The 13,237-nt window shown below is 72.5% G+C and carries 18 protein-coding genes; 9 read left to right on the top strand and 9 right to left on the bottom strand.

The features are described from left to right. Positions 1-154: 154 nt before the first annotated feature. A complete protein-coding gene (gene arfA, locus ACT7CP_RS01245; RefSeq protein ID WP_445443042.1) occupies positions 155-1,678 on the top strand; it encodes an arabinosylfuranosidase ArfA in 1,524 nt (507 codons plus the stop codon). Positions 1,679-1,783: 105 nt separating this feature from the next. Here arfA and ACT7CP_RS01250 read toward each other — a convergent pair whose 3' ends face one another. Further along, positions 1,784-2,650, bottom strand: a complete 867-nt coding sequence (locus tag ACT7CP_RS01250) for an AraC family transcriptional regulator (protein WP_413962079.1) — start codon at positions 2,648-2,650, stop codon at positions 1,784-1,786. Between the two features lie 249 nt (positions 2,651-2,899). Here ACT7CP_RS01250 and ACT7CP_RS01255 point away from each other — a divergent pair, with 249 nt between their 5' ends. From ACT7CP_RS01255 to ACT7CP_RS01265, 3 genes are all read left to right on the top strand, one after another. After that, positions 2,900-3,289, top strand: a complete 390-nt coding sequence (locus ACT7CP_RS01255) for a cupin domain-containing protein (RefSeq protein ID WP_445443043.1) — start codon at positions 2,900-2,902, stop codon at positions 3,287-3,289. A gap of 145 nt (positions 3,290-3,434) precedes the next feature. Continuing rightward, positions 3,435-3,716 carry a hypothetical protein gene (locus ACT7CP_RS01260; protein ID WP_445443044.1) on the top strand — a complete coding sequence of 94 codons (282 nt, stop codon included), beginning with the start codon at positions 3,435-3,437 and terminating at the stop codon, positions 3,714-3,716. Positions 3,717-3,838: 122 nt separating this feature from the next. Next, positions 3,839-4,828 (top strand): diacylglycerol/lipid kinase family protein, encoded by a 990-nt coding sequence (locus ACT7CP_RS01265; RefSeq protein WP_445443045.1) that lies wholly within the window; start codon positions 3,839-3,841, stop codon positions 4,826-4,828. A 147-nt stretch (positions 4,829-4,975) separates the two neighbouring features. Here the strand turns inward: ACT7CP_RS01265 and ACT7CP_RS01270 are convergent, their stop codons facing one another. The 4 genes from ACT7CP_RS01270 to ACT7CP_RS01285 all read right to left on the bottom strand — a co-directional run bounded on the left by ACT7CP_RS01270 (position 4,976) and on the right by ACT7CP_RS01285 (position 6,742). Beyond that, the gene (locus ACT7CP_RS01270) at positions 4,976-5,329 is read right to left on the bottom strand and encodes a hypothetical protein (RefSeq protein ID WP_445443046.1); all 354 of its coding nucleotides are present in this window, start codon (positions 5,327-5,329) and stop codon (positions 4,976-4,978) included. A gap of 157 nt (positions 5,330-5,486) precedes the next feature. Further along, a complete protein-coding gene (locus ACT7CP_RS01275) occupies positions 5,487-5,831 on the bottom strand; it encodes a hypothetical protein (RefSeq protein ID WP_445443047.1) in 345 nt (114 codons plus the stop codon). A gap of 220 nt (positions 5,832-6,051) precedes the next feature. Beyond that, a complete protein-coding gene (locus ACT7CP_RS01280; protein ID WP_445443048.1) occupies positions 6,052-6,324 on the bottom strand; it encodes a hypothetical protein in 273 nt (90 codons plus the stop codon). 112 nt (positions 6,325-6,436) lie between these two features. Next, complete coding sequence (locus ACT7CP_RS01285; protein ID WP_445443049.1) at positions 6,437-6,742, bottom strand: DUF7882 family protein; 306 nt, start codon at positions 6,740-6,742, stop codon at positions 6,437-6,439. Positions 6,743-7,085: 343 nt separating this feature from the next. Here ACT7CP_RS01285 and ACT7CP_RS01290 point away from each other — a divergent pair, with 343 nt between their 5' ends. From ACT7CP_RS01290 to ACT7CP_RS01300, 3 genes are all read left to right on the top strand, one after another. Further along, a complete protein-coding gene (locus ACT7CP_RS01290) occupies positions 7,086-7,382 on the top strand; it encodes a DUF7882 family protein (RefSeq protein ID WP_445443050.1) in 297 nt (98 codons plus the stop codon). Beyond that, on the top strand, positions 7,375-8,076 hold the full coding sequence (locus ACT7CP_RS01295) for a GAF and ANTAR domain-containing protein (protein WP_445443051.1): 702 nt from the start codon (positions 7,375-7,377) through the stop codon (positions 8,074-8,076). Before ACT7CP_RS01290 ends, ACT7CP_RS01295 begins: the two co-directional genes overlap by 8 nt. Before the next feature lie 85 nt (positions 8,077-8,161). Then, a complete protein-coding gene (locus tag ACT7CP_RS01300; RefSeq protein ID WP_445443052.1) occupies positions 8,162-8,875 on the top strand; it encodes a GAF and ANTAR domain-containing protein in 714 nt (237 codons plus the stop codon). A 22-nt stretch (positions 8,876-8,897) separates the two neighbouring features. Here ACT7CP_RS01300 and ACT7CP_RS01305 read toward each other — a convergent pair whose 3' ends face one another. From ACT7CP_RS01305 to ACT7CP_RS01315, 3 genes are all read right to left on the bottom strand, one after another. After that, entirely contained in the window at positions 8,898-9,248 is a 351-nt protein-coding gene (locus ACT7CP_RS01305) for a hypothetical protein (protein WP_445443053.1), read from the bottom strand. A gap of 81 nt (positions 9,249-9,329) precedes the next feature. Further along, on the bottom strand, positions 9,330-9,920 hold the full coding sequence (locus ACT7CP_RS01310) for a GNAT family N-acetyltransferase (protein WP_445443054.1): 591 nt from the start codon (positions 9,918-9,920) through the stop codon (positions 9,330-9,332). Positions 9,921-9,993: 73 nt separating this feature from the next. Further along, complete coding sequence (locus ACT7CP_RS01315) at positions 9,994-10,359, bottom strand: Lsr2 dimerization domain-containing protein (protein WP_445443055.1); 366 nt, start codon at positions 10,357-10,359, stop codon at positions 9,994-9,996. Between the two features lie 96 nt (positions 10,360-10,455). Here ACT7CP_RS01315 and ACT7CP_RS01320 point away from each other — a divergent pair, with 96 nt between their 5' ends. Further along, positions 10,456-11,529 carry a CobW C-terminal domain-containing protein gene (locus ACT7CP_RS01320; RefSeq protein WP_445443056.1) on the top strand — a complete coding sequence of 358 codons (1,074 nt, stop codon included), beginning with the start codon at positions 10,456-10,458 and terminating at the stop codon, positions 11,527-11,529. A 50-nt stretch (positions 11,530-11,579) separates the two neighbouring features. On the opposite strand, the gene aztA is transcribed toward ACT7CP_RS01320, so the two are convergent. Beyond that, a complete protein-coding gene (gene aztA, locus ACT7CP_RS01325; protein WP_445443057.1) occupies positions 11,580-12,233 on the bottom strand; it encodes a zinc ABC transporter ATP-binding protein AztA in 654 nt (217 codons plus the stop codon). A 50-nt stretch (positions 12,234-12,283) separates the two neighbouring features. On the opposite strand from aztA, the gene aztB reads away from it, so the two are divergent. Further along, on the top strand, positions 12,284-13,228 hold the full coding sequence (aztB, locus tag ACT7CP_RS01330) for a zinc ABC transporter permease AztB (RefSeq protein WP_445443058.1): 945 nt from the start codon (positions 12,284-12,286) through the stop codon (positions 13,226-13,228). Positions 13,229-13,237 lie beyond the last annotated feature (9 nt).

A 13,237-nucleotide genomic window follows, 5' to 3' on the forward strand; every position in this document is an offset into this window, starting at 1 on the left:
CCGTCCCGCGGGTCGGCCCGCGCCGCGTTGACACCGCCCGGACGACCCCGCGAGAATGGAGGGGCGTTGCTCTTACAACGTTGTAACGGCTCGGATCCACCCGGCACCCCCGGCGTCGATCGGCCCCATTCCCGATGATGTGAAGGACCACTCCATGACCGACGCCCGCACCGCGGCCGACGCCCGCATCGCCATCGACCGCACCGCGGTCGTGGCCCCCGTCAACCGCCGCACCTTCGGCTCGTTCGTCGAGCACCTCGGCCGCTGCGTCTACGACGGCATCTACGAGCCCGGCCACCCCACCGCCGACGCCGACGGCTTCCGCGGCGACGTCGTCGACCTCGTCAAGGAGCTCGGCACGAGCACCATCCGCTACCCCGGCGGCAACTTCGTCTCCGGCTACCGCTGGGAGGACGGCGTCGGCCCGCGCGCCGAGCGCCCGAAGCGCCTCGACCTCGCCTGGCACTCGCTCGAGACCAACGAGGTCGGCCTCGACGAGTTCGCCCGCTGGTGCGAGCTCACCGGCAGTGAGCTGATGATGGCCGTCAACCTCGGCACGCGCGGCGTGCTCGAGGCGCTCGACATCCTCGAGTACTCGAACCACCCCTCCGGCACCGCGCTGTCCGACCTGCGCATCGCCAACGGATCCCCCGAGCCCCACAACGTGAAGATGTGGTGCCTCGGCAACGAGATGGACGGCGACTGGCAGGTCGGCAACATGACCGCCGAGGACTACGGCACGCTCGCCGGCCGCACCGCCCGCGCCATGAAGATGGTCGACCCGACCCTCGAGCTCGTCGCGTGCGGCAGCAGCGGATCCGGCATGCCGACCTTCGGCGAGTGGGAGCGGATCGTGCTGGAGAAGACCTACGACTCGGTCGACTTCATCTCCGCCCACGCCTACTACCAGGAGCGCAAGGGCGACCTCGGCAGCTTCCTCGCCTCCTCGCTCGACATGGAGTACTTCATCGCGACGGTCGTGTCCACGGCCGACCACGTGAAGCACCGCCTGAAGAGCGACAAGACGGTCAACATCTCCTTCGACGAGTGGAACGTCTGGTACCTCGACGAGCACCAGGAGTCCGGCGTCATCACCGAGGGCTGGCCCTACGCGCCGCACCTGCTCGAGGACGTCTACTCGGTCGCCGACGCGGTCGTGCTCGGCAACCTCATGATCACGCTGCTCAAGCACAGCGACCGCGTCACGTCGGCCAGCCTCGCGCAGCTCGTGAACGTCATCGCGCCGATCATGACGGAGACCGGCGGCGGCGCCTGGCGCCAGACGACCTTCTTCCCGTTCTCGGTGACGAGCCGCCTGGCGCAGGGCGAGGTGCTGCGTCCGCGCATCGACGTCGGCACGTACGAGACCGCCGTCCACGGCACCGCGCCGCTCGTCGACTCCGTCGCGACCTTCGACGAGGCCACCGGCCGCGCCGCGGTCTTCCTCGTGAACCGCAGCGTCTCGGACGCGCTGACCATCGAGGTCGACGTCGCGGGCCTCGCGGTCTCCGAGGTGCTCGAGGCCGTGGGGCTCCACGACGAGGACGTCTACGCGAAGAACACCTTCGCCGACCGCGAGCGCGTGGGCCTGACGGAGAACGCGTCGGCGACGCTCGTCGACGGCACCCTCACGATCACGCTGCCGCCCGTGTCGTGGACGGCCGTCTCGCTCGGCTGATCCGCACCCGCTCCACCACGCGCCCGTCGCGCCGCATCCGCGGCCGGCGGGCGTCGTGCGTGCGTGCGGGGCACTCGTCGGTCCGCTCGCCGCTGGACGGTCCGGTCACGCGCGCTCGACCGGGAGCCAGAGCTCGCACGTCGCCGTGCGGAAGTCGTCCGAGTGGTCGAGGACGGCCACGATGGAGGGTCCCGGCCGCGACCGCCACGGGTTCGACGGGAACCAGTCCGCGGCCGTCGCCGCCCACGCCGCCTGCAGCGCGGCGGGATGCTCGCCCTCGGTCCGGAAGACCGCCCAGGTGCCGGCGGGGACCTCGATCGCGTCGAGATCGTCCGGCACCGCTGTCGCGTCGGTGACGGCGACGCCGTGCAGGTAGGTCAGCTCGCTCCCCTCGACGTGGTCCGGGTCCACGTCCGCGCTCACCTGGAGGATGCCGCCCGGGTCGGTGTCGGACAGGTCCTTCAGGCGCGCGTGCTCCGCGGCCGGCAGCGCGGCGATGTGGTCGCGGATCCGCGGGTTGACGCCCGCGTGGATGAGGGGCACGCGGGTGGCGTGGCCGACGAGGCGGAACGCCGGGCGGTCGGTGATGCGGGTGTCCATGGTGATGTTCCCTTCTACGGTCAGGCGGAACCTGAGCTGCGGTTGCGTCCGAAGGGGGCCGCCGTCGCGCGCGACGTCGCCGGGGCTGACGCCGTGCACGGAGCGGAACGCCCGGCCGAAGGCCTCGGCCGAGCCGTATCCGTACCGCACCGCGATGCTCAGCTGGTCGGCGCCCGCGAGCACGTCCGCCGCGGCGACCGACATGCGGCGCCGCCGGACGTACTCCGACAGCGGCATGCCGGCCAGCGACGAGAACATCCTCCGGAGGTGGTGCTCCGTCGTGCCGAGCTCCGTCGCCCACGACGACACGTCGAGGTCGCCGTCCAGACGCGCGTCGACCAGCTCGACCAGCCTGTTCAGCTCCGCGATCATGGCGCCTCCTTCGACATCCACCCTTCCGCGCCGGATGGCTCCGCGCCCGATCATCGCGGTCCGATCGGATCGCCGACCCCTCCGGGCGCGCACCCCATGGTCTCCTGCATCCGGGGGATCGCATCCCGCGCGGGGTCCGCCGGACGCCCGGTCCTCCACCACCTCCACGCGCGGCGTCGTCGCGTCAACCCCCTCGGCGGACGGGCAGCCGCCGACGAGCATGGACGCCACGACGACGAAGGGACGCCCATGCGACCGCTGCCCCAGGTCCGCCACGTCAACTCGGTCCCCGGCGTGGTGTGGGATGACGAGCGGGGGGCGATCTCGTTCCGCACGCTGATCGGCGACGGCGGGACGCCCACCGACACCCTCAGCTCCGGCATCGCGCTCCTCCGGCCCGGCGGATGGCTGGCGCCGCACCGCCACGCGGCCGCGGAGGTGTACCAGGTGCTCGCCGGCATCGGGATCGTGACCCTCGACGGCGAGGAGCACCACGTCCGGGAGGGGTCGGGCGTCTTCATCCCGAGCGACCACGAGCACGGGATCCGCAACGCCGGCCACGGGGACCTCGCGTTCGTCTACGTCTACGCGACCGACTCCATCCAGGACGTCGAGTACCGGTGGTCGGACGGCAGCTGAGCGCGTCCCCGGCTGCTCGTCCCGGATGTCAATGGTGCGCTACTGATTCGCACCCGATTAGTTCGGACCCTAATAGTTCGCTAGTGTCGGTTCTGTCGCTGCACGTGACACCGCACACCGCAGCACGAGACAGAGGAGCGCTTCCATGAGCAACACCCCCGCAGGCACCGGCCGCACCACCCGCCTCTCCACCGAGACCAAGGCGTCGTTCAAGACGACCGAGTTCTTCGCGTACATCGCGATCCTCATCGGCATCTTCGTCGCGTCGGCCGTGGTCGACAACGGCGACGACGGCCAGGGCTTCGGCGCCGACCACGCGTGGCTCTACGCGACCGTGCTGACCGTCGGCTACATGATCAGCCGCGGCATCGCGAAGTCCGGCAGCCGCGAGTTCTACGACCGCGACGCGAGCGCCGACCGCCGCTAGTCGACCACCCGTCGCGCCCGAGCGGCGCTGACCGCACGAAGGCCCCCCGCATCGCGGGGGGCCTTCGTGGTCGTCCCGCACCCCGGCGCTCCGGCGTCCCGATCGCCCCACCGAAGGACCACATGACCTCGCCCACCCCCACGCGACCGCAGCTCGCCGCCGTCGTCTACAACCCCATCAAGATCGACCTCGACGCCGTGAAGGCGGTCGTCGCGGTCGAGGAGGAGTCCGCCGGCTGGCCGGAGACGCTGTGGTTCCCGACCTCGAAGGAGGATCCGGGCCGCGGCGCGACCAGGGCGGCCGTCGAGGCGGGGGCGACCCTGATCATCGCGGCCGGCGGCGACGGGACCGTGCGCGCGATCGCGGAGGTCGTCGACGAGCTCGACGTCGAGATGGCGCTGCTGCCCTCCGGCACCGGGAACCTCCTCGCCCGCAACATGAAGCTCACGCTCGATGACCTCGGGCACTCCATCCGCACGGCGTTCACCGGCCAGGTGCGCGGCGTGGACCTCGGCACCATCGCCATCACGCACGGCGACGGCTCGACCAGCAGCCACGCGTTCCTCGTGATGGCCGGGGCCGGCATCGACGCCAAGATGCTCGCCGCGACCGACGAGGGCCTCAAGGCGAGGATCGGGCCGCTGGCCTACGTCGCGGCGATCGCGAAGGTCGTGTTCGACCGCAACCAGCTCCGCCTGCGGTACACGCTCGACGGGAAGCGGAGCAAGCGCATGCGCGCCCACACGATCATCGTCGGCAACTGCGGCACGCTCACCGGGAACGTCCTGCTCCTGCCCGACGCCGTGATCGACGACGGCAGCTTCGAGATCGTGATGCTGCGCCCCGAGGGCGTCGTCGGCTGGGGGCAGATCCTCGTCAAGGTCCTCTGGGAGAACGGCGTCCTCCGCCGGACCCGCCTCGGCCGGAAGATGATGACGAAGGAGGTCGACGCCCTGAACTACGTGAAGGGCCGGGACCTGCACGTCGAGCTGAGCCGACCCGAGGAGATCGAGCTCGACGGCGACGGCTTCGGCGAGGCCACCGCCTTCCGCGCGACCATCACGCCCCAGGGGCTGCGCGTGCGCGTGCCGCAGGACGCTGACGCTCGGTGAGATGAGCTTGCCCGAAAAGACAGCCTGCCGATTCCCCTCGACGGACGAAGCGGGGCGCGCATGTCGGCCATCGGCTCGTCCGGGCGGGAAGCGGACACGAGGTGTCGAAGCGGCGTCATCCTGCCACAGGCCCGAGCCTGGACGGCGTCAGCCGGCGTCGTCGGGCGTGGGGTAGCTCAGTCGATAGGTGATCCCGTCCATCGTGCCGGTCCAGATCATGCTCGCTCCGGACCGGTGGAGGGGCTCGTCGAGGAGGGTCACCTCGTCGGCGAGGCCGAGGGCCGCGATCCAGGACTCGATGATGTCCTGGCGGAGCTCGGCCGCGTAGGCGTCGGCATCGCCGATGAGGTTGACGCCGTCCCACGCATCCCCGAGCCGCCATGCGAGCGGGGAGAGGCCGACGGCCGCGCCTGCGCTGTTGCAGGTCAGCGCGACCTGCGTCTCGAGGCCGATCCGGGTGATTACTCGATCGACTGCGGGGACCTCGTCGACTCCTGACACGCCTGATCCCTTCCCGCTGCTGTCGGCGGAGCGCCGGAGCCTCGTGCCATGCAGGTGCTGCGTGGGGTCATCGATGGGTGCGGCGGGGAGATCATAAGCCTTGCATCTGCTGATCAGGCACCCTTCTCGTCGGATTCCTCCCGCGCCAGGGCCTCGTTCAGAGCTCGTCAGGAACCGCGGAGGTGGCGTCGCTCTGGTCGTCGATGTCGATCGACGTGCACTGATCGGTGCTGAGGAGGAGGGTCCTCTCGGTGATGCTCGCCACGAGGTCGGCGTCGCGCAGCTCATCGTCGGTGGTGTCGGGGCTGCTCTCGAGCACGATCTGGCTGGCAGGTCCGACGAGCATCTCCAGATGCCCGACGGTGGCGTCTGCGCGACGGAACGGGATGCCGACGGTGGCGGAGGACTCCACCAGCGCGAGCGCTTCGGCGTATCGGATCACGGCGTACGCGATCTCGTCGCCGGTCGCGTACGTGTCATCGCTGTAGTGGATGAGCTGCATGCTGCAAGTCAACCAGCGATGGGATGCCGGTGCCTTCCCGCACCGTCGACAAGGAGGTGGAGGCGGCCATGCCGCCCCGCTGGGGTCGAGCCCGAGGGCGGGTCCTCGGTCCCGGCCCCGGCCCCGGACCTCGCCAGCTGGGACGCCCGCGAATGGAAGCGCGTCGGCGAGCCTCTCCGAGTCGGAGCGCCGCCCCTGAGCCGGGCATGAGCGCCGGCTGCTAGGCGAGCCAGTGCTCGTACTCCGGGTAGTCGAACGGGACGGCGAGGTTGCCGTCATCCCGGTCGTCGTCCGGGACCTCGTCCGTCTGCACGGTGATGGCGACGCCGGTGCTGACGAGGACCTGGAGCTCCCGGTTGCCGACCAGCGTCAACGTGACGAAGTCCCCTCCATCGCGGACGGCCTCGATGGCTGCCTGCTTGATGGACTCGATGTCCTGGTTCTGGGCCACCCGGTAGCCGTGGCCGTCGATGTGGATGGTGGTGCGTCGCATGTGTCCTCCTCCGTCCAGCCAAGGAGGATGACGCGGAGATGCCTTCCCCCTTGCTCAGGCAGCAGCACATGCGTTAGCGCAGAGGTGGTGCGATCCATCGCGCTCCTGCGTCCTAGGCGGGTTCCTCGGGCTCGGGGACGAGGTGGAGGCCCGCTGCGGTGTTGGCGGTCAGCATGAGGGCTTCGACCCAGGCCTTGTTGATCGCCGGCGCGCGACCGCCGTGGAACACGAACTCGAGGGGGATCTCCGGCGCGATCCAGATGGTGCGGCGTCCGTCGCCATCGGCGGCCGAGTTCTTCCAGGAGAACGGGAAGCTCTCCTTGCGGCGGAGCTTGCCGATGATCGCGATCTGGAGGTGCGCGAGGGCACGGTCGTCAAGTTCGGTGCGGCTGGAGGAGTTGTAGAGGAGGTAGCCCATGATCGCTCTTTCGGTAGTCAGCACCGCGAGATCGTCCTCGTGAGTGACCCTTCTGCACGTTCCCAGTCGGGAGCGCCCTGGTGCGCGTCCGCGAAGGGAGCATGACCATCCGGTCGCGACATGAGGGCGCAACTCGAGGCTAGGCCCTTCCCGACCGCTCGGTCAGGCGACTTCGTCGAGGCGTGCGCTGGAGCATCCGGAACTCCGTCGTGCCCTGTGCATCCGCGACGCACGGGCGAAAGCCACATACTGTGGCAATACCCCTCCCGGACCCCGAGGCGCGTGATCACAGCAGCCTCGAGGAGCACCTCGCGGTCTCATCCCGACGAGGGGATCCACGGCCATGGGCCACCTGATCCACGACACGACCACCCGCACCCAGATCGACGACCGGGCGCTCGCGCACCTGCAGGTCATGATCGTCGACGAGCTCCGTCGGCGCGAGAGCTCCACGTGCTCGAGGAAGGACCCTGCCTCTGAGCGCGACGGGCGCAGCACCGTCTGGATCGCCCCGGAGTCGCCGCTGAGGTCCACGTCCTCCGGCAGTCGTCCCCCCGTCATCGATGCCCGGTGGGTCGAGGCCCTCCTGCTGACGGCCGGCTCCACGGCGGGCCGCTCTCGGAAGCAGATCCGTGCATGAGGGCGACGGGTGCGACAGCGCCGGGATCGACGTGGACGAGACAGCATCGGCGGAAGCCGACCTGCGCAGCGATCCCATTCGTGCTCTCGGCATGGAGGGGGCAGCTGTGTCCACCCTCGGGTCGCCGCTCGGCTCGGAGACCGTGTGGGCGACAGGCGCATGGGCGGCAGCTCTGGACGAGATCCAGCTCGATCTCGGCGAAGGGCCGTGCTGGGGAGCCCTCGCCTCCGGCCGGCCGGTGCTCATCGCTGACGTGCGACAGGCGTCGAACGCGTCATGGCCGATGGCGCAGCACGCCCTTCGGGAGACCGGTCTCGGAGCCCTGTTCGCCTTCCCGCTCGTGGTCGGTCGCATCGATGTCGGGGCCGTCACGCTGTATTCGCGTCGACCTCGGCAGATGTCGCCGCAACAGGTCCTCGACGCGACCCGCTGGTCGCGCACCGTCGCCTGGTGGGCGCTCCGTGGTGCACTCGAGAAGGTCGGGGAGCCGTCAGGGGAATCGGGAGAGTGGGACGGCCTGTACTCACGGCGAGAAGTGCACCAGGCGACGGGCATGACCATGGCGCAGATGGGCGTCTCGGCTCCGGATGCGCTCCTCGTCCTGCGCGGTCATGCGTTCGCGGCGAATCGGACCGTGCGGGCCGTTGCGCAGGATGTCATCGACCGGGCCCTGGACTTCACCCGCACCGGATGAGAGGGCGTCTCCCGCAAGCCATGCGGTGACCCGGGAGAAGCGCTCCATCGGACACGCGCGGCCGCCGGGTCCGTAGGGTCGGACCATGGATGACAGCGCACCCACCACGACCCAGCTGGACGGACTCGAGGACGTCGTCGGCATCGTCCGCTCCGGAGTGGGCGTCCTCGACGCCATGGACGTCCTGGTGCGGGCGTGCGTGGACCGCGCCGGCGCCGTGGAGGCGGCCATCGTGATCACGGACGCCGACGGCGGCCTGCACGCCGTCGCGTCGTCGAACGAGCGCACCCTGGACGTCGAGGAGACGCAGATCGGGACGCAGGAGGGGATCTGCGTGGAGTGCGTGCGCACGGGTGCGCTCGTGGAGGTCCCCGACATCGAGCAGGTCCGTGAGCGGTGGCCGGCCTTCGTCGCCTCCGCGGCGGATGCGGGCTTCCGGTCGGGCGTGGCGGTCCCGCTGAGGATCGGGGATCGCACCGTCGGCGGGCTGAACCTCTTCTACGCGAGCGAGGGACGTCGGAGCCTGGCAGCGCTGGCCCTGGTGCAGGCGCTCGTGCAGGTCGCGGGGCTCAGCCTCGTCCCCCGCCCGGGAGAGGACGAGCGGACGGCGCTCGACCTGCTCCTGGAGCAGGCGGTCGAGGGACGGACCGTCATCGAGCAGGCCAAGGGGTTCCTGGCCTACGACCGGGACACGAGCGTCCAGGACGCGTTCGCCCTGATGCGGGACCACGCGCGGGCCAACCGGCTCGGCGTGGTCGAGGTCGCCGGGCGCGTCCTCGGGAGGGAGCTCGTCGTCTGACGCGCCCCGGCGCATCCTCGGGTCAGTTGCTCTGGAAGGTGTCGAAGTCGATGTAGTCGCCGGAGTCGTGGGCGGGGTCGCTCCCGGTGACGGGCTCCGGGTGCTCCATGCGCCGGAGCTCCTCGCGGATGGACGCGACGGTGGCGCTGTTGTCGGGCTCCGGCAGGTTGCTGCGCGTGGTCTCCGCCATCAGGGGCGCGCCGGCGCCGAGCAGGAAGGTCGCCTCCACCTCGTCGCCGTCGGAGCTGATCGCGTGGATGGTGATCTGCTCGCCTCGGCCGTGGCTGGCCAGGGCGGCGGCGTACTCCAGGAGCGCGTCCGCCGCGGCGTCGCCGACCAGCAGCGACTTCTCGGCGTAGGTGATGTGCTTCATGACCCGCACGCTACGAGGGTCCCGGTGCCCCGTCACGGGCCTTGACATCCCGTCCGGGCGGCGGGGACTCCGACGCGCGGCTCAGGGCCGCGGATCCGTGCGGAGCAGGGCCATGACGATCACGTCGACGGGCTCGCCGTCGAAGCGGAAGCCCGCGCGGAGGCGGCCCTCCTCGACGAAGCCGGCGCGCTCGTAGACGCGGCGGGCGCGCGGGTTGAAGTCCATGACCTCGAGGGAGATCCGCTCGAGGTCGGTCGCGGCGAACGCGTGGTCGACCACGAGGCGCACCGCCTCCGAGCCGAGCCCGCGGTCGCGGCCGGCGGGACCGATGAGGATGCGCAGGTTGGCGCTGCGGTCCTCGGGGCTCCAGTCGTTGATCACGACCTCGCCGACGCAGGCGTCCGTCGCGCGGTCGACGAGCGCGAGGTCGAGCCGGTCGGTCTGCTCGGCGCGCGTCGCGTACCAGGTGCGGGTCCGGTCGTCGAGCTCGCGGCGGGCGGCCATCTCGTCGACCTCGGCGGTGGTGTGCGCGGATCCCGTGAGGCGGATGACGCCGGGGTCGGCGAGGACGGGCCCCATCGCGTCGACGTCGGCGGGAGAGAACGGGCGGAGGATGACGCGCTCGCCCTCGAGTCGCGGGACGGCGGGGAAGAGGCGGTGCTCGGTGCTCATGGATCCATCGTGGCGTGGTGCCGGCTGTGCCGGGGGTGCCGTGTGCCGGGGCGCCGGTCAGGCGGGGCGGCGGTCAGCGGCCGTCGCGGCTCCGGTAGAGCGTCATGAGCGTGGCCGAGATGCGGCCGCCGGGGCCGAGCCGGTGGCCGTTCGCCTCGAGCCAGGCGCGGGCCGCGCCGCGCTCGCCCGTCGGGGCGGCGGTGGTCGGCGGGGACACGGGCTCGTCGCGGATCGGCGTGATCGTCACGGTCGTGCGCCGCCCGGCCGCGACGTAGGGCGCGAGCACGGCGCGCAGGGCGCGGGCCTCGGCGGCGTCGAGGTCGACCTCGTGGATGAGGCCGTCCAGGCCGAAGCGCACGGCCTCGGTCGCGTCGCCGGCTGCGTCGCCGCCCGTGCCGTCGCGCCCATCGCCGTCGCGCGGATCCACGTCCTCGGCCATGCCGTCTCCCTGCTCTCGGTCCCCTCCGGCAGCCTAGGTCGCCGCGCGCCGCCCCTCGCGCCGTTGATGAGAACGGTTCTCTTCTAGACTCGGCGCATGGATCCCCACGCGAACGCCCCGCGCCCCGTCGTCCGCGGCGGGCTCGCCGTGACCCTCGTCTCCGCGAGCGACCTCCAGGCGTCCTCGCGCGTCGCGGCTGCCGTGGTCGGCGCTCCCGAGGCGGACCCGGCGTCGGTGGTCGAGGCGCCGGGCGGCGACAGCGGCGACCTCGGCGCCGACCTCGCCGACGGCCTCATGGCCGACGCGGACGACGGGCGCACCGGGCTCGCGGTCGTCGCGCTCGAGCCGGCCGCGGATCCGCTCGAGGTCGCCCTCGTGCTGGAGCACGTCGTCGAGGCGCGGCACCCCGGGGCGACGCCCATCGGGATCCTCGACGTGGTCGCCGTCACGTCCGTCGCCGAGGTCCGCGACCTCCTCCTCGACCCGCGCGACGACGACGCGACGCCGATCGACGCGGCCGAGCGGCTCGCCGGGCGCCTCGAGTGCGCGAGCGTCGTCGTGCTCGACGGTCTGGATCCCGCGCGGCCCACCCCGGACGCGCGGCGCGCGACCGCCCTGCTCGCGCTCCTCGCCCCGGCCGCGCGCGTCGTGCCCGTCGGCGACCGGGCGTCGCTCGCGGCGGCCCCGATCCGCATCGGCCCGCAGCGCGCGCGACGGCTCGCCGCGGGGATGGGCTGGCAGGCGGCGCTGGCCGGGGTCGCGCCGCCGGACCCCGGCGAGGGCATGGGCGTGCACGTCTTCCGCGACCCGCGGCCGTTCCACCCGGGCCGGCTGCACGCGGCCGTGGCGCGGGACCTCGTGCCGGGCCCGGCCGGCCGGATCGTGCGCTCCCGCGGGCTCGTGCGGCTCGCGTCCCGACCCGCGACGGTCGGGATGTGGGCGACCGCGGGCGACGTGCTGCGGCTGGATCCGACGGGCATGGTCAGCTGGGATCCCGAGTCGCCGGCGGGCCAGGAGATCACGTTCGTGGGGGAGCGGATCGACGGGGGCCGGATCGACCGGATCCTCGGCGCCTGCCTCCTCGCGCCCGACGAGCTCGTGGCCGGGCCCGACGCGTGGCACGGCTACGCGGATCCGTTCCCGGCGTGGGACGGCGAGCACCGCCACTGAGGTGCGGCCGGTGCGGCCGGCGCGAGGTGCGCGGCGAGGCGCGCGCCTCCTCAGCCGGCGTCCGCGACGACGCGGCCGTCCTCGAGCCGCACCACGCGGTCCGCGTCGGCGAGCACGGCCGGGTCGTGCGAGACGCACGCGACCGCGACGCCGCGGTCGGCCTGGGCGCGCAGGGTCGCGCGGATCCGCTCGGCGCTCGGGGCGTCGAGCCCGGTGGTCGGCTCGTCGAGCAGCAGCAGCCGGGCGCCGCGGGCGAGGCCCTGCGCGAGGAGCGCGCGCTGGCGCTGGCCGCCGGAGAGCGCGCCGAAGGGCTGGGACGCGAGATCCGCGATGCCGAGGTCGTCCATGGCCTGGTCGACGGCGGCGTGGGCCTCCGCGTCGAGGCGCCGCCAGCGTCCGGCGCGACCCCACGCGCCCACCGTCACGACGTCGCGGACGGTCACGGGCAGGTGGTCGGGCACGGCGGCGCGCTGGGGGACGAATGCGGCGTCGTCGACCGCGGTGCGCGTGCCGGACGTGGGGATCCGGGTGCCCGCGACGACCTCCAGGAGGCTCGACTTGCCGGCGCCGTTCGGTCCCGCGATGACCGTGAGGGTGCCGGGATCCAGGCGCAGGTCGACGCCGTCGAGGGCGCGTCGGTCGCCGAACGCCACGTGGACGGCGTGCAGGACGGCCGCGGGATCGCGGGTCGACGGAGAGGGCATGGGGTCGATCCTACCTATTTGATAAGCGTTCTCATTCTCGACTACGGTCGATGATCGTGCCCTTCCTCCTCTCCGGGATCCTCGAGCCCTTCGCCCTCGACTTCCTCCAGCGCGCCCTCGTCGGTGGCGCCCTCGTCGCGATCCTCTGCGGCGTCGTGGGCACGTGGGTCGTCATCCGCGGCATGGCGTTCCTCGGCGAGGCGCTCGCCCACGGGATGCTCCCCGGCGTGGCGCTCGCGACGGTGCTCGGGCTGCCCGTGCTCGTCGGGGGAGCGCTGAGCGCGGTGGCCATGAGCCTCGGCATCGCGGCCCTGCAGCGCCGCGGCCGGCTCTCCTACGACACGAGCATCGGCATGCTCTTCGTCGCGATGCTCGCCCTCGGCGTCGTCGTGATCTCGCACTCGGGCAGCTTCGCCACCGACGCCACCGCGATCCTCTTCGGCGACATCCTCGCCATCACCTCCCTCGACGTGGCCCTGCTCGCGGGCGCCGCGGTCGTGGGGCTCGGGGTCGCGTGGGCCTTCCACCGGCCGCTCGTGGCGCTCGCGCTGGATCCGCGGATCGCCGCCGTGCTGCGCCTCGGCCCGCGCTCGGCGCAGGCCGCGCTCGTCGGGCTCGTGACCCTCGCGGTCGTCGCGTCGTACCAGGCGGTCGGATCCCTGCTCGTCGTCGGCCTGCTGCTCGCGCCCGCCGTCGCGGCCGGGCACTGGACCGCGCGGATCCCGACCCGCATGGCGCTCGCCGCCGTGCTCGGCATCGCCTCCGTCTTCGTGGGGCTCCTCGTCTCCTGGCACGCGGCGACCGCGGCCGGGGCATCGGTGGCGGCCACCGCGATCGCCGTCGCCGCGCTCTCGGGGGCCGCGCGCGCCGGGCTGACGGCGCTGCGCATCCGCGGGAAGCGGGGCGCCGCGCCCGCCCCGGCCCGTGCTGCCGCGGCCGCTCCTGCCGTCGAACCCGCGGGAGCCCGTGCCGCCACCGAGGCGCGCACCCCCTGACCCCCGCGA

The organism is Clavibacter rahimiani (assembly GCF_052654495.1).